This window comes from Streptomyces sp. NPDC015144 (assembly GCF_043079735.1).
Classification (GTDB): Bacteria; Actinomycetota; Actinomycetes; order Streptomycetales; family Streptomycetaceae; genus Streptomyces.
In genome coordinates, this window is the sequence record NZ_JBIBUU010000021.1 from 1 (window position 1) to 26,074 (window position 26,074).

The window sequence follows — 26,074 nt, forward strand, 5'->3', positions numbered from 1 at the left end:
TCGAGGCCGCCGCCAGGGTGCTCGAGGGCCAGGCGCGCGCCGCCGCATTCACCTGACCGACCCCACGGAATGCGGAGCCCAGGGCAACGCGTCCCTCCGAACCGTCGCCGCTTTCCGGCCCTCGTCCACCCGGGCGGGGGCCGTCGCCGTTCCCGGGCCCTGTCACAACCCGGGGCCGCCCGACGTTCCCCACGACATGAGCAACCAGACGCCCCTCCCGCGCCGACGCCGCGATGCGCAACGAGCCGGAACCAGAGCGCTGTCGGTCGCTCGAACTAGGTTCCGAAGGATGAGCACCGCCGCCCCTCGCCCGGCCCCCGGCTCCACCCCGGCGGCCGGGCGCCGTCGTACAGGGTGCAGGGAGGCCCGTACGCGGCCCGTCGGCCGAATCCCGCCCACCGGTGCCCGGGGCTGCGAGATCGTTGCCCCAGCGCCCGCCTGCCCGCTCGAGATCGGAACCCGATGACCGACGAGTCGTTCTACGCCTGGATGTGCCGACACGCCCGTGCCATGGGCTGGGACCTCGACGACGACGCGAAGAAGAGGCTGCGCGTCTGGGCCGCCATCGCCTTGACGAGCGGCCTCGACGACGCCCAGACCGCCCAACTCGCGCGCGGCCTGGGCGTTGCCGAGGAGGAGGTGACCGCCGCCTACCAGCCGGAGATGCGCGCGGCCGCGATGGGCGAGCTCCTCGAGCAGCCGGACCTTGCCGCCCTCGACGCCGACCTCGACCGGATCGCCGGCGAAGACCCGCCCCGGTAGCTGCGCCCGGCTACGATGACCGGCGATGGCCGCCCTCTCGCGTCGGCCCGGCCCCAGTTCCGTCGGCCCGTGACCGGCCGGAGCGCGCACGGCCCCAGGTGCTCCGCATCGTCGGCGAGCACGCAGTCACCTGCTCGTCGACCCGGCGTGCCAGTTCACGGGCAGCGCGCGCCGAGACCAGGAACCGAGCATGGTTGCCAATCACGCCCGCAGGAATGCGGCGCGCACCGCTGCGCGGAACGGCGAGAAGAACCACCGCCAGGCCGTCGAAGCCGTACGGCCGCGTACGGAAGCCGAATCCGAACTTCCCCCGTTGCCCACCGCGGACGAGCTCGAGGCCGTCCGGGTGTTCATGAGCGAGTGGACCGCCAAGGTCTTGAAGGCCGTCCGGACGTTTCCGCCGGACGACGGTAGGGAGGGCCTCGAGCACGCGACGGATGCCCTGGCCCGAGCAGCGGACCACATGGTGTGCGAGTTGTCCGACGAGCTGTTCCACCCCTTCCTGCGCGGCACGCCGGACCCGAACCCGGAGGCGGTGAAAGTCATGTGGGGCAGCCTCTTGGAGTTCCTCCGCCCGATGGTTGATCAACCCGGGTTCCCCGGTGGCCCTTGGCGGTGACGGCTCCGTAGAGCAGCGCGCGACGTAAGGCGCCCCGGGTCGACACGGTCCGTTCGTCCAGTCCCCGTACCGGAGGAACACCCGTGTCCGACCCTGTCTCCTGCCCGAAGCCCGCCCTCCGCTCCCGAGGAACTCCCTGCCCGCGCTGCGCCCGCCTGCTGCGCGTGGTGGCCGTCTACCTGTCCATCTGCCTGGTCTTGGTCATCGCCGCGCTCGCACTCGTCATCGTGCAGGCCCGCGACTCCTCGAGCGATCCCACGCCCGCCCCGTCGACCCAGGTACCCAGCGCCCCGGCCACCAGCGGACAGCCGCAGCCGGCTTCGTCGCCGACCGCCCCGACGCCGTCGGACCCACCCAGCGGCTGCAACGTCTTCGCCCCCGAGTGCTCGAGCGGTACCGGCGGCGCTGAGGCCTGACCTCGTACGCCGCTGCGCCCCGGCCGGACGACTCCCCGGCCGGGGCGCAGCGTGTTCTTGAGGTCACCTCTGCGTTGCATCGCCCCACGTCAGGAGCGGTTCTGTCACCGGCCACTCCTGTGGTGGAATCGGCGGAAGCTGCCGCGCTTCCCGTACGGCCTCGTCCATTCCGCAGGGCCCGCAGATCCTCATGTCCCGGTCCACCGTGACGCGTGATCCGGCACCGCGGTCGCCCTCGAACTGCTGCGCAGGTCCTTCGCAGCGTGGGCAGTTGGTCATGAATCTGGTCCGTTCTCTCGAGACGTCGGTCAGTTCAACAAGCCTGACAGCTCAGCGTGTGGACCAGTTGGGTACCGCCGGCCGCTCGCCGACTGCTTGGACGTACTCGGCGACATCCATGACTTGCTCGGCTTCCTCGTCCCGGCCGTCGCGGTCGCAGCGGTCCGCGCACACGCCCGCCAGGGCGATGAACGTCTCCTCGGTGATTTCGCCGGTCTCGAACAGGCGGCTGATCGGGCCGCCGTCCTGGTGCGCCCGCAGCCGGGCCCGTACCTCGCGGTCGGTGAGTGCCGTGTGGTCAGTCAGCTCCGTCATGGGTGCAGGATAGGAACGGCGCCGACCGGCGACACCGGGTTTCCGCGATGTTCGACCGGATCCGGCCAGCCGCTACGGACGACGCAAGCCCCTGCGGTCCCTACGGTGCGCACCCATGACGTACATCCCGCTCACCCGCTGCGCCGCGCTCGCCTCCCAGGCACGGACCGCCAACCGCCCGCACCGGATCGTGCAGCCGGCCGTGGAGTCGGCGGAGCTCGCCCACCGGCTGCTCAACCTCCCGGTCCACGAGCGGCTCACCCACGTCGCTGCCCTGGACGACGTCGTCCTCCTGGACGTGCTGGTCGCCCTCGACCAGCACACCGGCAGCGCGTACGAGCTGTGGCGGGACACCCCGAGCGGGTTCGCCGTCGACGTCCTGGGCCTGGTCCTCGACGAGGAGCTGCGCGCAGCCTTGGACGCCGTCGCCGACCCGGACGCCCGTCGGATCGCGGCCCGGATCCCGGGCATCGACAACCACACCGCGGCCGCCGCTCTCATCGCGTGGACGGCCCTGGTGTCCTGCCCCCGGCCGTTCGGCGACGGCCCCCGGCTCGCCGTCTCCATCGCCCCGTACCGGTCGACGTCGGCGAGCGTGTGGCGCATCCTGGCCCGGTTCATCGACAACGCATGCCTGCCCGGCCGCCTCGACCTCCGGCGGGGCGGCTGGTGGGCCGACGGCCTCGAGGGCCCGCAGCGCATCATGGCGTTCGCCGCATGGAATACCACCCCGCACAGCATGGGCGGACTCCACCAGTACGTCGCGATCGTCGCCGACGCGGACCGGATCGCCGACCCGGACATGCGCGCCACCATGACGTTCCTGGCCGATAACGCGTACGGCCCGAGCCGTCTGGTCGCCTTGGGCGGCACGGTCGACGAGCCGGAGGAGTGGTTCTCGCTCTACGAGTCGTGCGACCAGGTCACGGTCCCCACCGGCGCGCAGTGACCACCCAGTAACCACAAACGGACACAAGTCCTTCACAAAGTGCAGGGTGCGGCCCTTGCCCGTGGTGCGTTCCGCGGCCGCCGCCTGGTGGCCCCGTGCCCCGGGCGGAAGGGAGCACAGCGTGCAACCGCACGTCATGAAGGCCATGCACGACTGGAGGATGTCCTGGGACAACCAGCAGCTCGCCGCGCAGGAAGCTTTCACCGCGGCGTTCCCCGCTCTGACCCCCGCCCACAGGTGCCAGTGCTTCGGCCCCACCCTGCGCTGGGAGAAGACCGGAGAGGGCGAGGGCAAGGTGTGCCTCGACGAACACGGGCGCGCCACGATCGAATTCGAGCGCGTCCCCAAGTCCGCCGTCGGCCACGCCATGAAGGAGACGTGGGGCGCCGACTGGTTCGACGAGGGCCCCGGCGGCTTCGCCGAGGCTGAGCCAGGCAGCTACCACTACGAGGACGAGCAGTCGTACGCGGAGTACGCATTCGACGTCCACAAGGACGGGACCGTCACGTTCGGGATCTCCTACGTGAAGATCGACGACATCGTGACGATCCTCGACGAGCTCGAGCAGGCGCTCGCCGAGCACCGCGCGGCCTGACCCCGACAGGAGGAGAGGTGACGTGGTGCCCCGGATCCGTATCGCGTCACCTCACCTGCCCGGCAGAACGGCCAGCATGGACGCCTTCACCGCCGTGGGCGCAGTTGCCACCCGCTTCCTGATGCGAGTCGGCGCAGCCCCGACCCGGGCCCCGCGCGTCCCGGGCGGCGCAGCCTGGCGCGAGATCCACCAGCGCCGGGCGGCGATGTACGCCGAGTTCGTCGAGCCCGCCGACCAGATCGGGCACATCCTCGAGACGTGGCCCGCCCTGTCCCCGGCCGCTCGAGAGCCCCAGCGCAAGACGGCGTACGAGCACCTGCAGACCCTCGCGCTCCGCCAGGGCGCGGTGCTCCTCGACGGCGACCAGGGCGGCGTCGTGGTCGCCGCGCAGCAGCTCCGCGACGAGTGCGAGCGGCTCGTCCGGCACCTGGACCTGTACGCCCCGCCCGGCCCCGTTGACGAGTCCGTCCGCGGCCTGTCGCTGCCGTTCTTGCGCGCGTGCCGGGAGCACCTCGAGGCCGAGTTCGAACGGCACTTCGGGCTCCGCCGCCCGGCCGGGAGCAGTCTGTTCGCCCGCCTCGCGAGGTGACGTGACGCACCCGAAGCCCAGGAAGCGCGTCACGTCACCTGTCGGACGGGCGCATCGTTGAGCAGACGTGACCACCGTGAACGAGCGCGCCGACGAGCTGGCCGAGAGCGCCTGTCTGCTCGCTGACTCTGGCCCTTGGAGCCCAGCCGCTGTCGACGACGCCCTGACCGCGATGGAAACGCTGAGCGAGGCTCTGGCGGAGCGCCTCGGCCCTGACGCCGCGCGGCACCTGGCCGTCGTGCTGCCCGCACTCGCCCGCGCCCGGGACCAGATCGGCAGCCGGCCGACGACGCCGACACTGCCCGCCGAGCGGCGCGCCCGCCGCCGGATTGGTCTCGGCCCGAACGGGGGCCAAGCTCTCGCGGAGACCTACGCGGAGTAGCGCGACCAGGACGTCCTCCGCGGACTCGACGCTGCGGGGGCGGGCCGGGAGCTCGAGTTCTTCGCCCGCAGCACCTGCACGCGGCCCGGAGCCCTCGGTGGACCGCGAGCCGAAGGATGCGCGCGACGTAAGCCGCGGCCGCCGTTCACTCTGCCCGCCTCGCCCCGGGCGCCCATCAGGACCGCGAACGGTCGGTCCGGCGCCGGGGGCAGGCGAGGAGACCAGTGCTGTGGCACGACGACGGACCGGCCCCACCGACGTGGTGAAGGCGATCGTCCACGACCGCGACGGCGGCGCGTGTGTGCGCTGCGGGAAGCGGGACCACCTCACGATCCACCACCGCGTGAACCGGGGCATGGGCGGTGCCCGGGAGGAGTGGATCAACCAGGCCCACAACCTGCTCCTCGTGTGCACCGTCTGCAACGGCTGGTTCGAGGACAACCCCAGGGAGTCGTACGAGGCCGGGTGGAAGGTTCGCCGGCCGCAGCTCCCCAACGAGGTCTTGGTGGCGTACGCCGACGGCCGCGAGTACCAGCTCACCCCCGACGGTGTCCGCGCGATGGCGGTGTCGCGATGATCGCCCCCGACCACACCCGCGCGTTCCCTCTGACCTCCCGGTTGTACCTTGCCGGGTGGCGCAGCAAGTACCTCCTGCGCGCGAAGGCCATCCGCAGTCAGGTCGACGGCCGCGACAGGGTCATCGGCTTCGCCGCCTCGCTCCTCGGGTTCACCGTCGCCCTCGGTGCGTTCTCCGGCTGCTGCCACACCACGCGCGGCTGGTTCCGCGACTTCGGCCACCGCTTCGGCCGGTACACGATCGGCGGCTGGCGAACCGTCCGGCCCGTGCCGGTGTCGACCGGCTGGGCGTTCAGCGGCACGGGCGCCCGCATCGGCTGCACCGTCACGGTCGCCTCCCGCACGCTGATGTTCGCCAAGTTCGCCACGCGCGCCCAGGTGCGCGAGCACCAGGAGCACCATGGCGACCTGCACGGGAAGGCCGCCAGCCCTCGCAAGCGCGCCCGCCGCTCGTCCCTGGACTGGGTCGCCGCCGTGGTCGAAGGCATCTTCGACGGCATCGCCAACTTCCTGTGCACCTGGGGGCGGCGATGAGACGCCGACGCCAGTGCACCACCTGGTCCTGCACGGCCGTCGATGTCCAGTGCCAGCGCCTGGCCAGGCACGACGGCCCGCACGGCGCTTCCCCGACGCCCGCGTACGACCGGCATTGGTCCTGGACCGACGAGGACCCCGACGCCATCGAGGTGCGCCCCGGCAGCGTGTGGTTCCACCGCCCGGACCGGACCCGGCTCAAGAAGGCCGCCCGGCTCATCGCTCCGTGGGTGGTCGTGCACGGGCCGGTCGCCTACTTCCTGTGGCTGTACACGTACCCGGCCTCGGCCGTCGTGTTCGTCGTTCTGGAGCTGCTGATCAGCGTCCGCCGGCCGCGGTTCGTCGACCTCGGCCGATTCACCGCCGGGGTGTGGCCGGTGACGCCCGCGGCGCCGCCCCTGATCTTCGGGATCGCCTGGGCAACCCATGGGGAGGGCCGGAACGCGAAGATTGCAGGCCTCGAGGTCGTCCTCGGCCCCGTCGTCGTCGGGGCGTTCTCGCTCGTGCCGCGCAGCGAGTGGCCCGCGTACAAGCGCTCGCAAGCCGCCTTCAAGGCCATGCAGAAGGAACACCGCTGATGTCCCGCGTCACGTTGCAGAGCCGTATCCGCGCACGGTGCTTGCGCCTGGGGCCGTTCCGGCTGTGGACCGCCCCGATCCCCCAGGGCCCGAACCTCGGCGTCGGCCGGATCGCGACGACCGACACCCCGCGGAACCCAGCTCCCGGTCAGACGGCCGTGACCGACGGAGCCGGCTACGTCCTCGTGCTGGGCGGCCGGGCGTTCGCCGCGCTCCGCTGCAGGTCAGTGCCCGTGTCGGCGCGGCTTTCCTGACAACCACATTTCCCTTGGTGTACTATTCCCGTCGATGCGGCGGCATGGGGTTGCCCCAGTCGCCGCTACGGCGCACAACTCGCGCCACAGTTGGACGGAGAACAGCCACCATGCCCAAGGCTGGCAAGACCTACGGCCCGCGCATCCCGGCCCCGAACTACCCCCAGATCAAGAAGGACGCCGAGGCCCAGGTCCTGAAGGAACTGGGCCTCGAGCGTCCTGAGGACGCGGTCCATGTTCGCCCCGAGGACCTGATCGCGAAGGCCGCCGGCATCCTCGCCCAGGCCGACGCCGAGGTCGCGCTACACCTGAACGAGCGGGACCAGGCGCTCGCCCACCTCTGGTTCTACGAGCAGCGTCTCGGCCTGGCCAGGACCGTCGGCCTGGGGAACATGGGCTACCGGCAGGCGCTCGCCACGGTGATGTTCGGCAACAAGAAGCACGTCCACGAGCTGCCGACCGGCGACGGAGAGGAGCTCGTCCAGGCGGCCGAGGCCGCTGGCGTCGAGCGGGTCGAGAACGCCGAGGAGAAGCTCCTCAAGACGGCCCCGGTCGTCTTCGCGGCGCGGGCCCGCCGCGACGTCGCCGTGCGCTTCATGCAGGAGGCGGTGTTCGCCCTGTCGGAGAAGCCCTACGGCTGGAAGCCCGAGAAGATCGCCGAGCACGCCGGCGTCGAGCGGAACCTGATCTACAAGCAGCGCGCCGCGGCCCGCCGCCGCCGCGGCCTGTAGCACCGCCTGCTCCACCACGACCGGCCCCAGCATCACCGGGGCCGGTCTTCTTGTTGCGTTTCCCCTGGTCAAACCGGGGACCGAAAACCGGTCCCCGGTGACCGGGGACCGGTTTTCGGTCCCCGGTTTCTGGGGCGCCGTAAAACCGGGTGCCGGAGGCCTGGGCCCCTTTAGTAAGAAGATCAAGTACCACCATCAAGTAGGTTCCGATGCCTTCGCTTCGCTCAGGCATCGGCGCGTATCGGGGACTCTTAGCGCTCGAGCGCCGACAGGCGCAGCAGCGGCGGCAGGGGATGGGGCGTCACAGAATCTGGCCGCCCGGCGTTCCCCCCTGCATGACGACAGCGAAGCCCCGGCGCACCGTGCTCCCGCCGAACCTCACCCGCAACTACTACGAGGTGAAGCGCCTCATCACCGAAGGAGAGGGCCGGGGACTCCCGCACTGGTACCAGCTCACCGCCGAGCAGCAGAAGGCCGAGGGCCTCGAGGTCGAACTGTTCCGGCGGGCGATACTCCGCTCCGAGGAGGAGCAGGACCTCGTCGCCAGATTCAACGCCCCGGCCGCCGAGCAGCCGACAGCCGCCGCCGAGACCACCACATCCGAGACCGCGCCCTGCAAGTGCCCCGGCTGCTCCACCACCCACGCCCTGAGCGAGCTCCTCCGCCAGGCCGAGCGGCTCGAGGCCTCCCTCGGCTGGGACATCGCCAGCGACGGCCAGGGCGCCGCCGTGTACGCCTTCAAGCTCGTCTCCCTCACCGAGCAGGAGCACGCCGACCTTCAGAAGCGCGCCAGCGAGGCCATTGCCCGCTGGGTGGCCGACGGCAGGCCGGTGAAGCTCACAGGCCTGGCCCCGTCGCCCCGCCCGGGTCTCTACGGTCTCGGCTCGTCCTGGTCCGACCCGGGGCCCTGGCTCACGCGCAGGCAGGCGACCACCCCGAAGGGCTTCCTCCGCGACCTGTAACAAGATCCGGCCCCCCGACGTACTACAGGGTGCGGCTGGCCCTTCGACCCCAAGATCCCCCTGGGGAAGGCACTCCGGCCACACCCCCTGAAAGACCAGGGCGGCCCTGCTCCACCTCCCCGGAGCGGGGCCGCCCCGGCACAGACTTCCGGCACGGCGCCTTACCTGGAATGGCGGAGGTGAGAGCAGTTCGGTTCGACTGGTCCGTGCCGGACCACGCGGCTTGACCGGCGGCCTGGGCATGGGCCCCGGTCAGGCCGCGACACTAGATCCCCCCGGGCGGCACCTTCCCGCCCATGCCCCGCATGCAGCCCCCTCCCTCGAGCTCCCGCGTCGCCCCCGCACGCGAGGAGCTGCAGCGGGCCCGCCGGCCCGGAGTCGTCTCCCGCTACGCCTCCAACGTCGCCGACATTCTGCTGCGCGCCCCCGCCGCCGACCGCCGCCGCGCCTTCAAGGAGGACATCAGCGCCCGCGAGCGGCCATACGTCATGCGGGAAGTCGAGCGGGCCACCGGCTCCATGTACGGGCTCTGGCACGACACCCCCTCCGGCTTCATCGAGGACGTCCTCGGCGAGAGCATCTGGAGCCGACAGCGAGAGATCGTTGACGCCGTCCCCTTTCACAAGCGCATTGCGGTCCCGGCTGGCTTCGGCGTGGGGAAGACCTGGATCGCGGGCAGGTTGGTTGCCTGGGCTGGAGCGGTCAACGCCCCTGGGACCATGGTCATCGTCACCACGGCGACCCGGTTCCGGCAGGTCCGTAACCAGCTCTGGCCTCATATCAGGAAGACCGTCGCCCGCGCCGGCCTGCCCGGCTACTGCGACACCACCCAGTGGAAAATCCCTGACCAGTGGGGCAATGACGTCATCGTGGCGTACGGCTTCACCGCGCCCGAGAACGACGAAGCGGCGATGCAGGGCATCCACGGCACCCCGAAGTTGCTCATCGTCGTCGACGAGGCCGGCGGTATCGCCCGCACGATCGGCAACGGCACCAACAACCTCTTGACGGGTGACGCGCGGATGTTGGCCATCGGCAACCCCGCGATGGACGACCCGCGGAGCTGGTTCGAGGGCCTGTGCGAGGAGGGCGAGGACCCCGAGGAACGCGGAACCGTCACCATCCCCATTGCCACGTTCGCCTCCCCCGCCATCACCCGGGAGCGCGTTCCGTACTGCAACGACTGCCCGGACGGCGTACCGCCGCATTCCCTGGCCATCCACCTCCCCGACCAGGAATGGGTGGACCGCACGATCCGCGAGTACGGGCCCGATCATCCGTACGTCATCGCGAAGGTGCACGCGAAGTTCCCGAAGGGCGGAGGCGGCCTCACGATTCCCGTGACCTGGGTCGAGGCGGCCCAGACCAGCGACGATCCGACCGGCCCCGGGTGGCGCCGGCTGTGCGACCTCGGCATCGAGAAGGAGATCGCCACTCATACCGTGAAGGACGGCGCCTGGGTTCGCCTTGGCGTCGACGTCGCCGCGGACGGTGGCGATGAGTTCGTCATCTCGCGCATCGTCGGCGACGTCATCGAGACCCGCTACTGCTCCTCCGGCACCATCAACGACGACCAGGTCCTCCTCGCCGAGAAGGTCCTCGAGGAGATCAAGGCCGCGCAGCTCGTCGCCAACGCCATCGGCTCTCCGCACGCTGTCCGCGTCAAGGTCGACCAGAACGGCATCGGCCACGGCGTGGTGTCCATGCTCAAGCGTTGGGCCGACACCGGCCGCCACCAGGCGCAGATCGTCGGCGTCATGGTGTCCGAGTCCCCCGAGCAGGACGACCCGGGCGCCCAGATGCGGCCGTACCGCAAACGCGACGAGATGTGGCTCGCTACCCGCGGTCTGCTGCAGCCGGATCCCTCGACCGGCCTGGGCCGGCTCCGTCTCCGCGTCGACCGGCAGACCGGCATCCAGCTCTCCACCCCGCGCCTGGGCTCCAACGCGGCCGGATACAGCGTCGTCGAGTCGAAGAAGGCGATGAAGCAGCGCGGCATGAAGTCCCCCGACCGTGCGGACGCGGCCCTGCTGACCGTGTACGAGCCGGAGCCGATCAACCCGCCGCGCCGCCGCGGCCTGCTCAACTAGTCCGGGGAAGGTGCATCCGCGGGCGGCCGAAGAGGGCAAACTCTTGTGCCATGACCTTGACGACCGCCCGCCACCTCAGCGCCAGCGGCGACCCCGTGACGCACGCGGTCGCCCTTCAAGCCGTGCCCAGCCCCGCCCCGGCCCTCCGCCAACTCGAGCGGGTCCTCGACACGTTCCGCACCGTCAACCGCAGCAACAAGGACGTCGTCTCGGACTCCCGCATGCAGCAGCTTGAATGGGTCGCGGGCGAGCTCGCCCTGGCTCTCCCTCTCGGCCTGACCGAGAGCGCCGGCGACTCCCTCGCCGAGCTCCTGGCCCCGGACGCCGTGCACGCGTACCTGCTGTACGGGCGCGGCGGCTACCTGCGCAGCGCGCCGATAGTGGCCACGGACCCCACGAGCTACGACACCTCCGAGCGGATCCGGATCTTCTGCCTCGAGCGGATCGCCGAGCAGGCCCGACTCCCCTTCGAGACCCCCGGCCTTCCCCCATGGCGCCTGCGCCCGACCGTCTGCCCGCGCATGGCCAACCTGATCACCGAGCACCTCGAGACCGAGGCCGCCCAGTGGCACGAGGTCGACCGGCCCGACGTCATCGTCCGCGGTCTGGCCATGTGGGGCGTCATGCGCGACGTCCTTCCCCGCCTCGCCGAGCTGGAGTCCATGCTCCTCGAGGACCTCACGTTCATCGGCGACGCCCCGCGCACGCTCACCCTGATCCGCCAGCCCCAGGGAGGCCTCCGCGGGAAGATGCCCGAGCCGGAGACTTGGGAGCTCAGCGAGGACACCCGCGCCCGGCTGAACGACTGGATCATCCGCCGCTCCGAGCTGATCGCCCGTCTGCAGGGGGGCGTTCCCCGGCAACTGTGGCTGTCCGCCCCGCCGAACCCCGACGCCGGCGTTCCGATCCTCCGGCGCGGCATCAGCAAGTGGTACAAAAAGGTTGCCGACGCCGTGCAGAAGGAGCAGGACAACCAGGGCGTCGAGGAGACCAACCTGGTGCCGACTAGGTGGGAGACGATGCGACGTACACTCCTTGCGCGGCACCAGGCAGCGGAGAGCACCGCCTAGACGGCCTCTGGCGGCCCTCAGAGCGCTGGTACGGTCCCGGCATGAACGTCGACCAGGCCCACGCCCTCACAGCGCCGCTCACGGCCGCCGAGCGGGACCAGGTGCGGCTCGCCGCCGCGGCCGCGGGCAAGACCATCGACGAGTACCTCCGGGACGGGATCCCCACGGCGGGCGACCCGTTCGCCGTCGCCCTCGAGCGGGCCGCCGACACCATCGCCGGCCGCGGCGAGGAGATCCGGCACGACTACGCAGGCTGAACGAGAGGCACCACGACCGTGTCGAACTGGTGCTACCGCCTACCGCTGTAACGCCGGCTCGCGCGCCGGGCCCAGCCCCGAGCATCACCCAGCACTACATGTCCGTTCGCCGTAGGAATACGAGAACAGGGCCGTGTCGGCGGCCTCGGCAAGCCGGTAGACGATGAGATGGTCGTCGTACCGCCTTCTCCGAATCTCCCCCCGGCCCGGCCGGAACGGAACACGACGGGCCCGGTACCGACGGGGGTGCGGTACCGGGCCCTTCTGCGACCACCGTACGCCAGAACCTGGAGAGAAGCCGGTGTTCCGGACGACTACTCCGGAGCGCCGTCCTGGGCCTCACGAGCGCTCAGCGCGTCCTCGGCCGCACGCGCGCGGTCCTCCGCGGCGCGCAGCTTGTCCTTCACCTCGTCCAGCTCATTGCGCAGCTCATCGACCCGGACCTCCCGCTTCTCCAGCTTGGCGTTCGTCCGCTCGAGCTCGTCCTTCAACCCGGACTGGACCATCTCGGCCGCGTCCTTCGCCGCCTGCACCATGCCCTCGGCGTTCCGCAGCGCCCGCCGGCCGTTCTCCTCGGCCTCGCTCGCGCGCGCCTCCGCGGCCTCGGCCTTCTCGTTGACCTCCTCGACCTGCGCCGCCGCCGCGGCCTGCGCCTTCTCGAGCGCCGTGGCCATCTCCGCGATCCGGCGGTCGGCCTCGACCCGGGCCTTCCCCGCGGTGTCCTCCACGGCGCGGACCTCTTCGGCGGTGCGCTCCCGGATCGCGGAAATCTCCTGGGCCGCGGCCTGCCGCGCCTCCTTGACCAGTTGCTCGGCTTCCTGCCGCTTCTCCTCCTGGAGGTTGCGCGCCTCCTGGACGTCGCGCTCCGCCTCGGCCTTGATGCGTTCGACCTCGGCGTTGGCCTCGGCCTTGATGCCTTCGACGTCCGTCTGGAACTGGGCGCGGGCCGCCTCGAGCTCCTCCTCCATCTGCTCCGCGGCCTGGTTGGCGGCATCCTTCTCAGCCTCGGCCGCCTCCTTCGCGCTCACCGCGGCGATTCGGGTGGTGCGCTCGGAGTCCGCGCGGGCCTCCGCCGTTGCGACCCGCGTGTTGGCCTCGCTCTCTACGGCCATCACCTGGGCCTCGGCCGCCTCCGGGTCGCTGACCGTCTGCAGCAGACCGACGTAGCGCTCGAGGGACTCGGGGAGCTGCTGGAGCAGGCGGACGATGTCCTCGCGCACGTTGACCGCGTCGGCCGCGGAGTCGGTGACGGGCTTGTCGGTCTCCGGCTCGTCCACTCCTCCGCGCTTCCCTGCGGCGCGCTCCTTCTTCTTCCGCTCTCGCCAGGCGGCACCGGGGTTATGGTCCGGACGGACGCAGTATTCCGGCGCCGGGCCGGTCTGCGACGGGTCCTTTTTCGGCTCCCGAGGGTCGCCGCACCCAGGAAACTTGCAGGTCACTTGCTCTACGCTGCCCCCGGCCAGGGCATCGGCGGTAGGCTCGCTCATGGACTTCGCTCCTGGTCCGTCACGGACGTTCGAGGGCCCGTTTTACCACGGTCTCGACCCCTCGAGAACTCATCCCATCTCAACTCGTCATGGTGATGAGATGAGATGGGATGAGATGCATTGGGCCGGAGAATGCCCGAGGGGGCCGACGGACATGTTCCGTCGGCCCTATCCGTTCTCCGTGAGGGTGGCGAGCGTCCCGCTCATCATGGCGAAGCGGCCCCACCGTCCTTGGTGGGGCCGCTTCGCCATCGTCATGGGCCGGGCCAGACGTTAAGCGCGGCGCTTCAGTACGTACCACCGAAGGAAGTCCACGCATTTCATGGTGCGGTAACGGTCACCCCAGTTGGGGCCGCTCTCCCGCTGCCACCACATATAGTCAGTCGGTTCGTCGATCTTGACCACCACGACGACTTGCGTGGGATCGTTGCGGTGCTCGTAGAGAGCGCCGACGCCAGCAAGGCTCAGCTTCTGCGCGGCCTCTCGCCACGAAGGAATGGTCATGTGTCAGTCCTCAGTCAGTCCGTCGAGCTGATCAAGCTGCCCTTGCCACCAGCCTTGGGCCCGCCGCGCATCGCGTGCGCGGCTCTCCAGGGCACTCGCCAAATCGCCCAGTACATACGTCAGCGCATGAGACTGGTCGCTCCCCTCTGCGGCGGCGGACATGTCCGCGTCGCTCACAAGGTGGGGTTGCTCCGCCGCGTCTTCGGGGCAGTCGGGGTCAAGGTGACCGGTGTGCACTGCGGCGATGAAATCGGCGGCCGCATAGGTTTCCCGTTGCAGCTGCCCCAGCGTGGCGGCCAGAGCGCCCCAGATCAGCGCCCCCCGTTCTGTTGCGCTGCGCCGGTCCTCGGGGGCCAGCTCCCGCCACTCCTGCATCGACGGGACCTGAGCCCCGCACCTCAGTAGGTCCAGCTCCAGTAGTCCGGCCAACGGCGGCTCGCCCGTCTCACGCCGCCGCGCAGCCACCAAGGACTTGGAAACGGCCTGAACACTGACCCCGAGCCCTTCCGCAGCCTCGGCCTGACCGCCGACCGCGGCAACGTACTGCCCCAGCGCGACAGCCCGCCGACCGGCCTCCGCCTGCCGCTGCTGCGCCCGACGCTCCTCGGCCTGCCGCAGCACCGCCGGCACCCTCTCGGGTGCGGGGAACACGCTCATGCACGACCTTCTCTCTCCCGTGGGACTCGCTCGACCCAATTCAACCCGTGGGTTGAATTTCTGTCAACCCACGGGTTGAACGCCCCGGACGAGACGGCCGCTTCGCGCTGTCGGCACCACGTGCGATGATCGCGCGTCATGGGGAGACACATCTGGGGGAAGTCGGCCGGCGCTCTGGTCCTGGCCGTGACCGTGGCGGCCGCGAGTGGCTGCGGCTCGAGCGACGGGGATGCCGGGAAGCCAGCCGCGAAGCCGTCGCCGAAGACGCTGAGCGTAGGAAAGGCCACCATCACCTTCCAGGCAGCGGTGGCGAAGTTCGACACGGACGGCGGCTGCCTCGAGCAGGAGCCGGGGACGTGCTGGGAGCAGATGCAGGCGATCATGAAGCCCGCGCGCGACCTGCGGAAGGCGGCGAACGCCGACAAGGAGACCGGGCCGGAGTTCTGGTCGGAGGCGTACGCCCTGATCGACACCATGGAGGACGGCATCGCGGTCGGGAAGGACCAGGGCGTCCCGGCCGGAGGCGCGACGAACCTGACCAACCGGGACGACGTCCTCGGTTCCGCCCATGACTTGTCGGACTGGCTGGACAAGAACCCCATCGAATAGCAGTTTCCGCAGTTCGCACCGCACTGTCGGTGCCCTCCCCTACGCTGCCGCTGACCGAGAGCAAGGGGAGTGGAGTGGGGAAGAAGAAGGGCGGCCGCCCGGGACCGCCGCGCAGGCTCGTACCGGCAGCGGGGGCCACTCCGGAGGAGACGGCAGAGATCGCGGGAAAGCGCTGCTCGGCCTACCTCAAGGAGGTTCACCAGCGCTACCCGGGCGGGCTGAGCCTGATGCACCAGATGGCCGCCATGAACGGCGGCCGCGAAGTGGGCCAGTGGCCGGACTGGTGCTGGGTGCCGATGAGCGCCGCGTACCGGGTCGTGTCCGGCGGAGGATCCAACCGTGTGCCTCTGGAGACATCCGGCGACATCGGCCGCATCGCCGCCCTGTCGACCTGGCGCCTGACCAAAGGCGTCTACCGGCTGGAGAACGATCGCCTCCTGGCCCAGACACTCGACCGCGTGTGGGAGTCCAAGGGCGTGCCCGCAGACCTCCGGGTGGACCGGGACCGGTTCCTTCACGGCCTGCCGCAGCACTGCGTGTACGTCGTGTTCCCGACCGCGGAGCACCCGACGGAGCACCCGCTCCCGCTCGGGGTGTTCATCCACCTCGAGCACGACCTCGGCAACGGCCGCCCGGAGCTGCGGTTCGTCATCGACTACGACGGGACGTGGGAGGGCCTCGTGCCCACCTGGGTCGCCCTCGACCGGCTCACGCTGGACGCGGCGGCCCGCGAGTTCATCAACCAGGCCGCGGTCCCCGGCGTCACCCTGCCGGCCGCGGCACGCTGGCTGCTCCCGGAGGGGCGCACCGAGGAGCAGGACGACCTCGCTCTGCAGCTCGCGCGCCTGCGTACGGTCCTGGCGTGGCCGATCGCCGAGATGCTGACGGACGTTGCCGCTGTCGTGACCCGGGCCGGGGTGCCGGGCGAGCACCCGGCGCCGGCCGCCGCGGTGACAACGGACGGTTCCACAGACTGGCCGATCGCGCAGCAGCCGACCCAGTGGGTCGTCTCCGCCGATGTCCCCCGCGCGGGGCTGCACTCGGTCTGAGAGCACATTCAGGGGCCCCGTACGCGCCGTAGGGGCCCCTGAACGTTCCTCCGGTCAGGCGTCAGGCACCGCGACGGGGTTGTCGCCCAGAAAGCCGAGACGGGCGTCCACGGTCGCCTCCGCCTCCCGCTGACGAACGACGTGTGGCTTCTCGGAGATCCGGCCGTTCTTTGTGCGGCAATGCTCACCCTCGCCGACCGCACAGCTCTCGCACAGGATCCGCAGGACCTCCCTGGCGACTGCCGCGTCCCGCTCCCGTCGGCGCCGGAGCTGCGCCTCCTTCGACTCCCAGCCCAGCCCCACGCCCTTCATGGCCTCGGGGTACGTGGTGGTCTCCGCTTCGCCCCGGGCACCCGCGATCTCGGCGTCCCGGGCCAGACGCCAGAGCTGCCACTGGGTCGGGATCAACGCCGGTCCGCCGAAGTCTGCGCGGTCCGTGCCGCGGGCCTCCACACCCCACGGGTCGCCACGCTCGAACGTCTTGGCCAGCGGCACGTCGCCCTCGACGACACGGGCCAGGAAACCGATGCGCTCGCCGTGTTCCCTGAGCTGGTCGGCGATCCGGCGCAGTTCCTTGATGGTGTCGGACAGTTCCACGGGCGTCTTCGGGCACTCGGCAGCGCGCGCGAGCTTGCGGACCCACAACCCCGCCCCGCCCAGGCTCACCGCGAGCTCGTCGATGGTGATGCGGTTGCCTGCCATGACGTCGGAGAGGTCGGTCTCGGGGTCGGGGTCGGGTTCGTTCATATGCGACATGGTCAGCTCCCCGTGGAGGTGTGGTCGGGCGACTGCGTGTCCCAGCTGGGGCGATCGGCGGTGTCGAAGGGAACGGGCGGCTGGCGCTCAAGGTGGAAGGAGCGGCCCAACGCGTGGCCGGAGAGGCTCACCCAGCCCGGCCCGCGGCCGGAGGGGCGCAGCACGGCCCCGTGGAGCCAAGCCTCTGGGTGCCCGCGGAGCGGCAGTGCCGGGGTGGCGTCCCACAGCAGCAGGTCGTGGCTCGCCGCTTCGCCGGCGCCGGGAAGCTGCGGATGCTCGGGCAAGGCCAGTTGGATGACGAGCCGCTCGCCGCTCGGTGATCCGCGGTCCGGGACGAACTCGGCGAGTCCGTGTGCGGGCAGGTCCAGCACGGCGTCCGGCAGGGGCTTGCCAGCCGCGTCCCGGCCGGTGACGCGGGCGGCAGCGAAGGGGAAGTATTCGGTGGGCATCGTGTGTCTCCTCTGCGCTCAGGCCAGGCCAGAGACGGTCATGACCGCCCCGAACAGGAGGTCGTTGCGGCCCACGCCGAGCAGGTCCGCCAAGTTGCTGGTGCCCGCGTCGAACTTCTCCGTGGGTACCGAGCCAGCCGGGGCCGTCAGGAAGATCGCCGTGCCGTGGTAGTGCGCAGCGGCCAGCCACTCGGGCGGGGGCGACCACGGGGTTGGCGGCTGGTACCAGCGCCCGGTGCCCTGACGTTCGATGTAGAGCAGCCCCGTACGGTCGGCCGCGATCGACCACTCGGTCAGCACGCGCGGCTCACTCCGTGAGAGGTCGAGGGCGGGCAGGCCGTCGGACAGCCGATCGGCGCGGAAGCCGATCGGCCCGTGCCGGTGGTCGTCCCCGGGCTGCAGGTAGAACACCGGTGGGCTGTTCTCCGGCATGGTGAAGACGTAGTAGTCCTCGATGGGCGTCCGGCCCCGGCGATGCTGCTTGGGCGGGAGGTCTGCCGTGCTGATCGGCAGGTTGCGCCGGCGCCGCGCGAGGGTGAGCTGGGACCAGGACCACACGCGTGTGTGGCCGCACCGGTCGTGTGTCCAGACGGGGAACTGCAGCTCGCTGGGCTTCGGGGCTCCGGGCTGCTGGACTTCCCGGAGGGTGATGCCGACATGCACCACTTCCTCGCGCGTGACGTCGATGCGCTCGTCGCAGAGGTAGCAGGTGATCGGGTCGGGGGCGTCCGGCTGGCCGTCCTTCTCGGCGTGCTGGACGAGCTGCTGGACCTGGCCGAGGCCGAGGAGTTCCTGCACGCCCCACGCGATGAAGTAGCCGGTCCCGGTCACCCGCGGCCGGTACTCGTACTCGTCGGCGTACGGGGCCTCTTCGAAGCCCATGCGCTCCTGTTGGTCGCCGTCGTCGCCGTGCTGGCCCTGCTCGTACTCGCGGCGGACGTGCTGCATGGCGGCCTGCAATGAGGTCTCGCCGGTCTCTTCCATGTGCTTGCGGGCGGCAGTCTTGAGCGCCCGGGTCTTGTCTCCCACGGTCATCCCTCGCAGCGCACACGGTCCCGTGACCCGGGCACGCCTGGTGTACAGGGCGGACCGGAAGCGGACTGCTCGTTCAGCGCTGGGGATTCCCGCTGGGCGGGTTCAGGCGTCTTCGCCGTCCGGTCACGGGCCGGACTACTCTGCCGGGGCCGTCCGCAGCATGGTCGACCCACCGAAAAGGGTAGCGGATGCCGCCGCGCCGCAGGGTGCAATTGCGGCGCGGCGAGTCTCCGAGGGCACTGCGATTCGGTTACATGCGGGTCGAGGAACGCCCGCCCCACCGGTTGTTGTTCGTGATGTTCACCGTCTTCCCGGCCCGGCTCGAGGGCGCCATCTTCCACGCGAGGAGCAGCAGCGCAATTGCGGCGGCCGCGCTGCCCACGCCCGTCATCGCGCTGACGAGCTGGCCCGCCCCGGCGAGGAACTGTCCGACGCCCCAGCCCAGGACACCGCCGCCGACGCCGCCGCCGAGCATCCTCGCGGTGAGCGGGTCGATGAGGGGCTGCGGGCTGAGATCCCGGGCCTGGGACAGTGCGGTCGGCTGCAGAGACGAGCGGCGCACCGCGACGGACCGGTTGGGGTCGTACGGGTCCGGGACGTGCACGATCGGGTCGTGCTCGTCGCCGAGCTCGACGAAGCTCATCCTCGGCTGCTGGGCGCCCGCCGGCGCCGGGATCACATGCTTACTGGACACGAGGCGTTCTCCTTGCTCTTGGCGGGGGCTTCGGTGACGGGGGTGTGCTGGGCGGCCGAGAGGACGAACACGACGGAGCGGTCGCGCTTGCCGTTCTCCTCGACCCAGCCCTGGGCAACCCACTGGGAGAGCCAGGGGGAGATCGACGAGTGGTGATTGCAGATCCCCATCCGGACCGCCTCGCCCTTGGTCAGGCCCTCGGGCCCGGCCTTCTCCAGGGCTCGCCACATCTCCAGCCGGTTCTCCTCGATCCGGGAGCCGTCCGGGTACGTGGGAACGGCGCGCAGGACCGGGCGGCCGCCACGGGGGCCGCCCCCGCCCGGCGGCCGGGGGGGCGTCTGGTCGGGATCCGGGTCAGGCGGAGACGGAGGACCTGCGGGTACGTCGTAGCCGCCGGTCGCGAAGTGCAGCGACGTCTTGAGGATCTGCTGCTCGTTGATCCAGTAGCAGCGGCCTTCGTTCGGCTCGACGTACCTCTCGGACGACACCATCGTCTTGCCCGGGAGGTCGAGTTCGTCGAGACGCCAGCCCTTCCCGTACGCGCCGGTTCCCATGATCATGTTGATGGGGGTCGGCTCGTTGACCGGCAGGCCGATACGCGTACCGAACTGCTGCCGGGTGTCGGTGCCCTTGCCGCCGAACGCCTGCTCGCTCGGCGACTGGGTCGCCGCAACGATGCGGATACCCATCGCGCGGGACACCTGCATGAGCGTCATCAGCTCGGAGACGACGTCGGGCGCCTGGCGGAGGAGCTCGGCGAGCTCGTCGATGATCAGCACGATGTACTTGCCGTGCTCGCGGGTCCACTTCTTGACCCGCTCACCGTTGGGGCCGCGCAGCGTCGCCAGGTACTTGCCGCGCCGCGTCATCTCCGATCGGAGCCAGACCAGGACCTGGCGGGCAGTGTCGGCGTCGTCGGCCAGGGCCACCATGTTCGGCTGCCACGGGCCCAGCTCGAGCGCGCCGGGCTTCATGTCGATGCCCGCGAGGTCGACGTCGTCGCAGGCCACCAGGTTCGCGGCGAGGACGTTGACGGCCCCCGACTTGCCCTTGTTCGTGCCGCCCGCGATGAGGATGTGCCCGTCGACCAGGTCGATCAGGATCTCGGTGCCGTCGGGGTAGATACCGATCGGGATGGGCTGCTCGATCGAGCTGACCCGCACGCCCGGCCACGGGATCCCGTCTCCGGCGAGCGGGTCGGCGGTCTGCAGGCGCACGATCAACTGGTTGGCCTGGGGGCCCTCGGTGAGGCGCAGCCGGCCGGGGAGGTCGAGGTTCGCCTGGAGTTGCTGCCGCTTGGCGATGATGACCTGCGCGGACGTGTTCTTGCCCGGCGGGAGCGTCACCATCGCGTACCACCCGGTGTCGGTGAACACGATCCGGGAGACGTCGACCGCGGGCACGCCCAGGGCCACCAGGGCGCGGCGGAGCGCCGTCTCCTCCTCGGTGTCGCCGGTAACGCCGGCCTGGCCGATGTTCACGCCCATTCCGTCCGGCAGAGGCGCGGTCTTCGCGGCCTTGATCTGCAGGTTGAAGCGTTCGTGACGGGTCCTCACCAGCCATGGCACGTACACCGCGTACGAGGCGATCGTGACGACGCCGCCCGCGATGAGGGAGGGCACGGACGGTCCGGTGACGGCGCCGATCGCGGTGTTGATCACGGTCCCGGTGGAAGCGATACCGAGCGACGCGGCGGCGCCGTTTTTGACCTTGAGGCCGCCCCAGGCCAGGCCCGCCGAAGCGAGGGCACCCAGGCCGTACCCCACGTAGGCGCCCGGGTCGACGCCAACGGCGTGGTGCAGCCATCCCAGGCAGGTCATGCCCAGGGACACCGCGGCCGGGGCGAGCTCGTACCGCAGTCGCCCGCACCAGCCACACACGGCCGCCGTCATCCGCCTGGTACGGCCGTGGCTAGAGGTCTCCTCGGCGGATGAGGTGACGTGATCAGGCGGGTCTCGGGGTATGAACATGCCACGTCACCTCGCCAGGAGGGACGCGGACGGACGGGCAGGGCCTACGGTGCGCGAGGGCATCGGGGTGTTCCTCTGTTCGTTGGTTCCGGCGGTGCTCTCCGCCGTTGTCTGGCCGTGACGCCAGGTATTCGGTTGTGGTCGTGCGGGCCGGGAACCGGCCCGCACGATCTACGGTGCTTCGGGCCCGAGTGTCACCGGTTCGGTGGTCGTGTCCTGCCAGGCGTACGCCCACTCGTGCCGCATGGTCATCGATGTCTCCGGCGGCAGCTCGCGCGCGGCGATTGCCGTGACGGTCGTCTTCATGGCGTCCACGGCCGCCGTGCGTCGGTTGGTGCGCACGTTGGTCGGGGTGCCGGGTGGAATCGTGAACTCGAAGGTCACTCGTAACACCCGCGGGGCTTCTCGCTCCGCCATCGTTCCCCCTCTAGATCAGCAACAGCCCTCATTCTGCCTGATCTTTCGGTGAGAGTGGGAGTTCTCGGTGAGAGACAGCGAATCGGCGGCCCGAAATCAGGATTGACCGGGCCTGTTCCAGGAGCGCGCGCACGTTCTCCGGCAGACAAGGAGGGAGCAGCGGGTTATCTCGGGTCAGTGTGAAGCATCAGGCACGAAGCCAAGTAGCCGATGCCTTACAGGTATCCGCAGGGTCTTCGGCCAATTTCGGCACCACTAGCACCGCTCCTCCGTGGCGCTCGTTATCCCAGCGAGACGGTCCCGGCGGCCCTCGCTGGGGCGCATGCGAGAGGAACCCGAGCATGAGCACGATCGACCCGGACGCCGAGCTGAAGGCGCGGATTGCTGAGGTCAAGGAGCGGTTCGCGGCCGAGTCTGAGGACGGCACGCTGACCGTGCAGCACGACGACGGCCTCTACCGGCACCTGGTGGTCAGGATGCCGAGGTCGAGCGCGTACTGGTTCGAGGTGATGACCTGGCCCGGCGCCCTGGCGGTCACCGGTCATACGGGCACTTACGTCTTCCGCCGCGACGAGGACATGCTCGCCTTCTTCCGCATGTGCATGGGCACCGGAATCTCCTGGGAGGTGGACAGCCGCTACTGGGCGGAGAAGGTCCAGCCCCACGGCGAACGGGACGTCCAGACGTACGCCGAGGACCGTGTGAAGGCGTACATCAAGCAGGCTGCCGAGGAAGCCGAGGCCGCCCACCCGGGGCTGGTCGCGGAGGTCGAGGAGGAGCTGTTCGACCGCTACAGCAGCGCCGACCTGGAGACCGAGGCCGGCGCCAAGGCGGCCCTCGCCGTGTTCGAGTTCGACGGTTTCCATTTCGACACCACCGACTGGGAGTTCACCGAGTACGACTACTGGTTCCTCTACACCTGCCAGGCCCTCGCCTGGACCGTGGCCCAGTACGACGCCGCACTCGTTCCCACCGGATGATGTCCGGTTTGCGACTTCGGTTCGGTCGAACTGAAGTCGCAAACCGGGACGCAAACGACGGCGGGTCCTGCAAGTAGGCGGGGGCGGTACCGGCCGCCCTTCACGCGTCCGCCTCGAGGCGCCCGCGCGCCAGGTGCTCCTTGCAGTTGACGCACCGCAAGGTCCCCGGGCGGCGGGGGTGGTCTTCCAGGACCGTCGGCCCGCATGTCGGGCACGTCAGCCGGACGCGTTGCAGCGGGCGCGGCACGGCCGGGGCGGCGGGGCGGGGCCGCTTCGGCGGGGGGAACGACACCTCGAGTTCCACCAGGTCCACGTGACGCTCGGACGGGCCGATCGCGTCGACCTGGCAGTGCAGCGTCGCCGTACGCCAGCCCTCGAGCGGCAGCGTGGACGGCAGTTCGCCCCCGAGCAGCTCGGACAGCTCCTCGGCGAGCTCGTGATTCCCTGGGCCCGTCACCACGGCGTCCCGAAGCTCTCCGGGGCCAGGCGCTGTGCGGCGTCCCAGAACGCCCGCGCGGCCTCGTCCGGGGTGCGCAGCGTGTACGAGGTGATCGGCTTCGCTGCCGACAGCATCGGCACGCCGGCGATGCCGCTGGACTCTCCGACGGTGAACCCGCTCACGAGAGGTCACCCCAGTAGCCGGGGAGCGGGACCACGTCGATGCCGTCCTGCTCGGACAGGCGGGTCACGCTCGGGTCGGCGCTCCACACGCTGAGGCACTCGAACCGGTAGTGGGCGGCGCGCAGCCGCTCCCGCTTCACCACGGCGCTCGGCCGGAAGTCGTTGCGGCTCCGCATCAGGAGCAGGGCCGCGGGCACGCCGTGCCTGGCGAGCCAGGTGATGACACGCCGCTCCAGGCGCCGGTCTCCGCTCGTCATGACGAGCACGGTCTCCCCCGCCTGGTGCGCGCTCCGGGCGGCGGCCACGACGTCGAGGTGGGGCGGGCACTCGAGCATCGCGGAGTGGAACCGAGAGGCGTCTCGCGCCAGACCGTGAATCGCGGAGACGTCGACGAGACCGCCCTCGAGGTCGAAGACGGTCGCGGCGGTCCTCGGCGGGGCGTCGATGACGGTGGTCACTCGGTCTCCCCGTTGTAGATGCGGATCATCCGTACGGCCTTCTGGTTGCACGGATCGCACGTCATGACCCGGCGGTCGCCGGTGCCGCATATCGCCGCGGCGAGGGCGTCGGCGGCCCCGGTGGAGGTGATGCGAAGCAGGGTCTGGCCCTTCCGGCGGCAGGAGTCACACGCCCGGGTCTTCCCGGGCCGGGTGTTCTCCCCGCACGCAACCAGGGCCAGGCGCTCCTCGAGCTCGGGCAGGGTGGGGGCTTCGGCGACGGTCATCGGTTGCAGTCCTTCGGAGCGCGCGACTTGTGGTGGGCGATGGTCTGGAGGTCGCTCCCGACCTGCTCGTATGCGGTCATCTCCTGGCAGGCGGTGCACCGGTAGGCGATGAACCGGCGGAAGGGGACGGTGGTGGACGTTGGGTGTCCCTGGCGGCCGCCGGCCATCTCGCCGGGGCCCGCGTCGCCGCACCACTCGCACGACGGGTCGTGGTGGGTGATGACGGGGGCTGTCGTCCACCTGGACCAGGTGATCGGGCGGCCCACATGCTCGGCGGGCAGGGGCGCCTCGGCGTACGTCACCGGGGCCGGGACGGCGCGCAGGTGGCGGCCGCGCGGGTTCGGCGCGGCGGCGGGGACCGGCAGCTCCTCGGCGACGCCCGCAGGGACGATCCGGGGCTTCTCCGGCTCCGGCTCACCGCGCAGCGCGCGCAGGCAGGCCGGGCAAATGGACGACTCGGTGACGGGTCCGTCCCACGGGCGTAGGCCCGTCTCGAGCTTGCACTCCAGGGGCACGGTGAACACGGGCGACGCCGGGACCGTGGCGCCCTCCTGGGCCACGTGCAGCCTCTGGCGGCCCGCGGCCCGCACGATCAGCCGCCCGGCCCACAGGGGCACCACCGTCGACTCGACGGCGAGGGCGCTCACGGCTGCACCTGCGACTCGGCGGTCCGGAGCGCGTCGGTGACGTGGGCCCACATGGTCGCCATACCGACGGCCCGTTCGCGGTACATCTCGAAGTCGTCGGCCAGCCCACGGTAATAGGACGCGTCGAGCATCTCGCGCATGCCCTCGAGCTGCTTCGCCTGCCCTCGGTACGTGTCCACCTGCTTGAGAGCCAGCTCGGCAGCTTCCGCCCACCCCACGGCCTTCTCGGCGGCCTCCGCCGCGGTGACACTCATCGGGCACGCCGGGTGAGGAGCTGGACCAGGCCGACGCGCTTGGGATTCTGCCGGTGGATGCTCCAGCGGGTGGCATGGGCGCCGTGCTGGGTAAGGCACAGCACTCCGGCCGGCACATGGCAGGTCGGGCACGCCACCGCGTACGCGCCGTGCTGGAACCGGGCCGCCGTCTCGTGCGCACTGGCGTGAGCAGCGTCCGCGGCCGGGGTCGGTATCAGAAGGGGCAGGGAGGAGATCACGCCTCGCCTCCCGGGCCGGACTGGGCGGGGAGGAGGAAGCGGTGGCAAGTCAGCTCCATGATCGGCCGCGTGCGGTGCATCCAGAACTCGGCGGAACCTTCGCTCTGGCCGCACTCCGGGCACGGGGGTGCGGTGATGGCGGCCGAGTCCCAGCGGTCCGTGAGGGGCGGGACGTCGATCGCGGCCGCGGCCGCGGCGTCCAGCTCCAGATACTGCACGCCCGGCTCGGGAACGCGGACCACGTCGAGCTTGTGGGCCCCGCGGCCGTCCCAGTCGGCGACCATGATCTCGAGCGGAAGCCCATCGGCCTCGAGGGGCGCGTCCAGGAGCCGCACGATGGGGCTGAGAACGGCGACGCGGCGGGTAGTGATGGTCATCGGGTTGCGCCTTTCTGGGAGGTGGCGGCGGGAGCGATGTGCGGGCGGGCGTCCTCCCGAACGTCACCGTCGAGCCGGTACAGCCACAGGCCTTCGTCGGTCAGCGCGGCGCCCCGCTGGTACCGGGCCTCACCGCGGCCTCGCTCGGCGCTGTCGCCCCACTCGATCGGGACTGTGAGTACGTCCTTCGGCCCTGCTCGGAGCGATGCCGGGACGGACAGGACCGCACCTCGGTACGGGCCATCCGCGAAACTCACGAAGGACCGCTCCGTGGGCTCCTCGACGCCCTCGCCGATCCGCTCCGCCAACGCCAGGGACCAGGCGAAGACCTCGGGGGCGGTCGGTGACGGATCGAAGCCGAGAACGGCGCGCAGCGCGGCGACGGCGGTGAGCAGCTCGGTGTAGGCGGCGAGCGGGAAAGCGTCGTCCCAGCGGTCGCGCAGGAGGGAACAGGCGGCCTTGTCGGCGACCTCGGCGAGTTCGATGTCCACGTCGCCGCGGGAGAGATAGGTGCCGCCGCGCTCGTATACGCCGCGGGCCAGGTCGAGCAGGTGCTCGCGGCTCACGGTCGGCGGGATGGGCGTGCCGTCCGGGGCGTAGACCTGGAGGGACAGATTCGGCGTGGTGCTCACGGAGGGGCATCTCCT

Annotated in this window: 37 protein-coding genes; 18 read left to right on the forward strand and 19 right to left on the reverse strand. The window is 70.8% G+C overall.

The genetic code is table 11. From position 1 onward, the window contains the following. Window positions 1-462 precede the first annotated feature (462 nt). The 3 genes from ACF08W_RS28610 to ACF08W_RS28620 all read left to right on the forward strand — a co-directional run bounded on the left by ACF08W_RS28610 (window position 463) and on the right by ACF08W_RS28620 (window position 1,797). On the forward strand, window positions 463-762 hold the full coding sequence (locus tag ACF08W_RS28610) for a hypothetical protein (RefSeq protein WP_392280973.1): 300 nt from the start codon (window positions 463-465) through the stop codon (window positions 760-762). 190 nt (window positions 763-952) lie between these two features. Continuing rightward, window positions 953-1,381, forward strand: a complete 429-nt coding sequence (locus ACF08W_RS28615) for a hypothetical protein (RefSeq protein ID WP_392280974.1) — start codon at window positions 953-955, stop codon at window positions 1,379-1,381. Window positions 1,382-1,464: 83 nt separating this feature from the next. After that, entirely contained in the window at window positions 1,465-1,797 is a 333-nt protein-coding gene (locus ACF08W_RS28620) for a hypothetical protein (RefSeq protein WP_392280975.1), read from the forward strand. Between the two features lie 330 nt (window positions 1,798-2,127). Here the strand turns inward: ACF08W_RS28620 and ACF08W_RS28625 are convergent, their stop codons facing one another. Then, entirely contained in the window at window positions 2,128-2,391 is a 264-nt protein-coding gene (locus ACF08W_RS28625) for a hypothetical protein (protein WP_392280976.1), read from the reverse strand. Between the two features lie 115 nt (window positions 2,392-2,506). Here ACF08W_RS28625 and ACF08W_RS28630 point away from each other — a divergent pair, with 115 nt between their 5' ends. The 12 genes from ACF08W_RS28630 (at window position 2,507) to ACF08W_RS28685 (ending at window position 11,958) form a co-directional block, all read left to right on the forward strand. Then, on the forward strand, window positions 2,507-3,340 hold the full coding sequence (locus ACF08W_RS28630) for a hypothetical protein (protein WP_392280977.1): 834 nt from the start codon (window positions 2,507-2,509) through the stop codon (window positions 3,338-3,340). 121 nt (window positions 3,341-3,461) lie between these two features. Beyond that, the gene (locus tag ACF08W_RS28635; RefSeq protein ID WP_392280978.1) at window positions 3,462-3,935 is read left to right on the forward strand and encodes a hypothetical protein; all 474 of its coding nucleotides are present in this window, start codon (window positions 3,462-3,464) and stop codon (window positions 3,933-3,935) included. Window positions 3,936-4,011: 76 nt separating this feature from the next. Next, the gene (locus tag ACF08W_RS28640) at window positions 4,012-4,524 is read left to right on the forward strand and encodes a hypothetical protein (protein WP_392280979.1); all 513 of its coding nucleotides are present in this window, start codon (window positions 4,012-4,014) and stop codon (window positions 4,522-4,524) included. 67 nt (window positions 4,525-4,591) lie between these two features. Next, window positions 4,592-4,906, forward strand: coding sequence for a hypothetical protein (locus ACF08W_RS28645; RefSeq protein ID WP_392280980.1), 315 nt, complete (start codon window positions 4,592-4,594; stop codon window positions 4,904-4,906). A gap of 229 nt (window positions 4,907-5,135) precedes the next feature. Then, complete coding sequence (locus tag ACF08W_RS28650; RefSeq protein ID WP_392280981.1) at window positions 5,136-5,483, forward strand: HNH endonuclease; 348 nt, start codon at window positions 5,136-5,138, stop codon at window positions 5,481-5,483. Continuing rightward, window positions 5,480-6,016 (forward strand): hypothetical protein, encoded by a 537-nt coding sequence (locus ACF08W_RS28655; RefSeq protein WP_392280982.1) that lies wholly within the window; start codon window positions 5,480-5,482, stop codon window positions 6,014-6,016. The genes ACF08W_RS28650 and ACF08W_RS28655 overlap by 4 nt, the downstream gene beginning before the upstream one ends. Next, a complete protein-coding gene (locus ACF08W_RS28660; protein WP_392280983.1) occupies window positions 6,013-6,594 on the forward strand; it encodes a hypothetical protein in 582 nt (193 codons plus the stop codon). Before ACF08W_RS28655 ends, ACF08W_RS28660 begins: the two co-directional genes overlap by 4 nt. A 364-nt stretch (window positions 6,595-6,958) precedes the next feature. Next, window positions 6,959-7,579, forward strand: a complete 621-nt coding sequence (locus ACF08W_RS28665) for a hypothetical protein (RefSeq protein ID WP_392280984.1) — start codon at window positions 6,959-6,961, stop codon at window positions 7,577-7,579. A 335-nt stretch (window positions 7,580-7,914) separates the two neighbouring features. After that, complete coding sequence (locus ACF08W_RS28670; protein ID WP_392280985.1) at window positions 7,915-8,541, forward strand: hypothetical protein; 627 nt, start codon at window positions 7,915-7,917, stop codon at window positions 8,539-8,541. Window positions 8,542-8,846: 305 nt separating this feature from the next. Further along, window positions 8,847-10,631, forward strand: a complete 1,785-nt coding sequence (locus ACF08W_RS28675; RefSeq protein WP_392280986.1) for a hypothetical protein — start codon at window positions 8,847-8,849, stop codon at window positions 10,629-10,631. 50 nt (window positions 10,632-10,681) lie between these two features. After that, window positions 10,682-11,701, forward strand: coding sequence for a hypothetical protein (locus ACF08W_RS28680; protein ID WP_392280987.1), 1,020 nt, complete (start codon window positions 10,682-10,684; stop codon window positions 11,699-11,701). Between the two features lie 41 nt (window positions 11,702-11,742). Then, entirely contained in the window at window positions 11,743-11,958 is a 216-nt protein-coding gene (locus ACF08W_RS28685) for a hypothetical protein (RefSeq protein WP_392280988.1), read from the forward strand. A gap of 314 nt (window positions 11,959-12,272) precedes the next feature. Here ACF08W_RS28685 and ACF08W_RS28690 read toward each other — a convergent pair whose 3' ends face one another. The 3 genes from ACF08W_RS28690 to ACF08W_RS28700 all read right to left on the reverse strand — a co-directional run bounded on the left by ACF08W_RS28690 (window position 12,273) and on the right by ACF08W_RS28700 (window position 14,606). Continuing rightward, on the reverse strand, window positions 12,273-13,235 hold the full coding sequence (locus tag ACF08W_RS28690) for a hypothetical protein (protein WP_392280989.1): 963 nt from the start codon (window positions 13,233-13,235) through the stop codon (window positions 12,273-12,275). A gap of 483 nt (window positions 13,236-13,718) precedes the next feature. Beyond that, window positions 13,719-13,949, reverse strand: a complete 231-nt coding sequence (locus tag ACF08W_RS28695) for a hypothetical protein (protein ID WP_392280990.1) — start codon at window positions 13,947-13,949, stop codon at window positions 13,719-13,721. Between the two features lie 3 nt (window positions 13,950-13,952). Beyond that, window positions 13,953-14,606: a hypothetical protein gene (locus ACF08W_RS28700; RefSeq protein ID WP_392280991.1), complete on the reverse strand. Its 654-nt coding sequence runs from the start codon at window positions 14,604-14,606 to the stop codon at window positions 13,953-13,955. A 138-nt stretch (window positions 14,607-14,744) separates the two neighbouring features. Between ACF08W_RS28700 and ACF08W_RS28705 the strand changes: the two genes are divergently transcribed. Beyond that, complete coding sequence (locus ACF08W_RS28705) at window positions 14,745-15,215, forward strand: hypothetical protein (RefSeq protein WP_392280992.1); 471 nt, start codon at window positions 14,745-14,747, stop codon at window positions 15,213-15,215. A gap of 74 nt (window positions 15,216-15,289) precedes the next feature. Next, complete coding sequence (locus ACF08W_RS28710) at window positions 15,290-16,264, forward strand: hypothetical protein (protein WP_392280993.1); 975 nt, start codon at window positions 15,290-15,292, stop codon at window positions 16,262-16,264. Window positions 16,265-16,318: 54 nt separating this feature from the next. On the opposite strand, the gene ACF08W_RS28715 is transcribed toward ACF08W_RS28710, so the two are convergent. The 6 genes from ACF08W_RS28715 to ACF08W_RS28740 form a co-directional block, all read right to left on the reverse strand. Beyond that, complete coding sequence (locus ACF08W_RS28715; protein ID WP_392280994.1) at window positions 16,319-17,011, reverse strand: hypothetical protein; 693 nt, start codon at window positions 17,009-17,011, stop codon at window positions 16,319-16,321. A gap of 11 nt (window positions 17,012-17,022) precedes the next feature. Next, window positions 17,023-17,469: a hypothetical protein gene (locus ACF08W_RS28720; RefSeq protein WP_392280995.1), complete on the reverse strand. Its 447-nt coding sequence runs from the start codon at window positions 17,467-17,469 to the stop codon at window positions 17,023-17,025. An 18-nt stretch (window positions 17,470-17,487) separates the two neighbouring features. Beyond that, the gene (locus ACF08W_RS28725) at window positions 17,488-18,504 is read right to left on the reverse strand and encodes a hypothetical protein (protein WP_392280996.1); all 1,017 of its coding nucleotides are present in this window, start codon (window positions 18,502-18,504) and stop codon (window positions 17,488-17,490) included. Window positions 18,505-18,754: 250 nt separating this feature from the next. Further along, on the reverse strand, window positions 18,755-19,198 hold the full coding sequence (locus ACF08W_RS28730; RefSeq protein WP_392280997.1) for a hypothetical protein: 444 nt from the start codon (window positions 19,196-19,198) through the stop codon (window positions 18,755-18,757). Further along, on the reverse strand, window positions 19,180-21,090 hold the full coding sequence (locus ACF08W_RS28735) for an FtsK/SpoIIIE domain-containing protein (protein WP_392280998.1): 1,911 nt from the start codon (window positions 21,088-21,090) through the stop codon (window positions 19,180-19,182). The genes ACF08W_RS28730 and ACF08W_RS28735 overlap by 19 nt, the downstream gene beginning before the upstream one ends. A gap of 249 nt (window positions 21,091-21,339) precedes the next feature. Further along, the gene (locus ACF08W_RS28740; protein ID WP_392280999.1) at window positions 21,340-21,552 is read right to left on the reverse strand and encodes a hypothetical protein; all 213 of its coding nucleotides are present in this window, start codon (window positions 21,550-21,552) and stop codon (window positions 21,340-21,342) included. 374 nt (window positions 21,553-21,926) lie between these two features. Here ACF08W_RS28740 and ACF08W_RS28745 point away from each other — a divergent pair, with 374 nt between their 5' ends. Then, window positions 21,927-22,565 (forward strand): hypothetical protein, encoded by a 639-nt coding sequence (locus ACF08W_RS28745; RefSeq protein WP_392281000.1) that lies wholly within the window; start codon window positions 21,927-21,929, stop codon window positions 22,563-22,565. Between the two features lie 100 nt (window positions 22,566-22,665). Here ACF08W_RS28745 and ACF08W_RS28750 read toward each other — a convergent pair whose 3' ends face one another. From ACF08W_RS28750 to ACF08W_RS28790, 9 genes are read right to left on the reverse strand one after another with little or no spacing between them, the layout of a single operon-like run. Further along, window positions 22,666-23,022: a hypothetical protein gene (locus ACF08W_RS28750; RefSeq protein WP_392281001.1), complete on the reverse strand. Its 357-nt coding sequence runs from the start codon at window positions 23,020-23,022 to the stop codon at window positions 22,666-22,668. Beyond that, window positions 23,019-23,186: a hypothetical protein gene (locus ACF08W_RS28755; protein WP_392281002.1), complete on the reverse strand. Its 168-nt coding sequence runs from the start codon at window positions 23,184-23,186 to the stop codon at window positions 23,019-23,021. Before ACF08W_RS28755 ends, ACF08W_RS28750 begins: the two co-directional genes overlap by 4 nt. Beyond that, on the reverse strand, window positions 23,183-23,644 hold the full coding sequence (locus tag ACF08W_RS28760; RefSeq protein WP_392281003.1) for a hypothetical protein: 462 nt from the start codon (window positions 23,642-23,644) through the stop codon (window positions 23,183-23,185). Before ACF08W_RS28760 ends, ACF08W_RS28755 begins: the two co-directional genes overlap by 4 nt. Continuing rightward, complete coding sequence (locus ACF08W_RS28765; protein ID WP_392281004.1) at window positions 23,641-23,910, reverse strand: hypothetical protein; 270 nt, start codon at window positions 23,908-23,910, stop codon at window positions 23,641-23,643. Before ACF08W_RS28765 ends, ACF08W_RS28760 begins: the two co-directional genes overlap by 4 nt. Beyond that, window positions 23,907-24,557, reverse strand: coding sequence for a hypothetical protein (locus ACF08W_RS28770; protein ID WP_392281005.1), 651 nt, complete (start codon window positions 24,555-24,557; stop codon window positions 23,907-23,909). Before ACF08W_RS28770 ends, ACF08W_RS28765 begins: the two co-directional genes overlap by 4 nt. Then, window positions 24,554-24,811: a hypothetical protein gene (locus ACF08W_RS28775; protein WP_392281006.1), complete on the reverse strand. Its 258-nt coding sequence runs from the start codon at window positions 24,809-24,811 to the stop codon at window positions 24,554-24,556. The genes ACF08W_RS28770 and ACF08W_RS28775 overlap by 4 nt, the downstream gene beginning before the upstream one ends. After that, window positions 24,808-25,050, reverse strand: a complete 243-nt coding sequence (locus ACF08W_RS28780) for a hypothetical protein (RefSeq protein ID WP_392281007.1) — start codon at window positions 25,048-25,050, stop codon at window positions 24,808-24,810. The genes ACF08W_RS28775 and ACF08W_RS28780 overlap by 4 nt, the downstream gene beginning before the upstream one ends. Continuing rightward, a complete protein-coding gene (locus ACF08W_RS28785) occupies window positions 25,047-25,427 on the reverse strand; it encodes a hypothetical protein (RefSeq protein WP_392281008.1) in 381 nt (126 codons plus the stop codon). Before ACF08W_RS28785 ends, ACF08W_RS28780 begins: the two co-directional genes overlap by 4 nt. After that, on the reverse strand, window positions 25,424-26,059 hold the full coding sequence (locus tag ACF08W_RS28790) for a hypothetical protein (RefSeq protein ID WP_392281009.1): 636 nt from the start codon (window positions 26,057-26,059) through the stop codon (window positions 25,424-25,426). Before ACF08W_RS28790 ends, ACF08W_RS28785 begins: the two co-directional genes overlap by 4 nt. Window positions 26,060-26,074 lie beyond the last annotated feature (15 nt).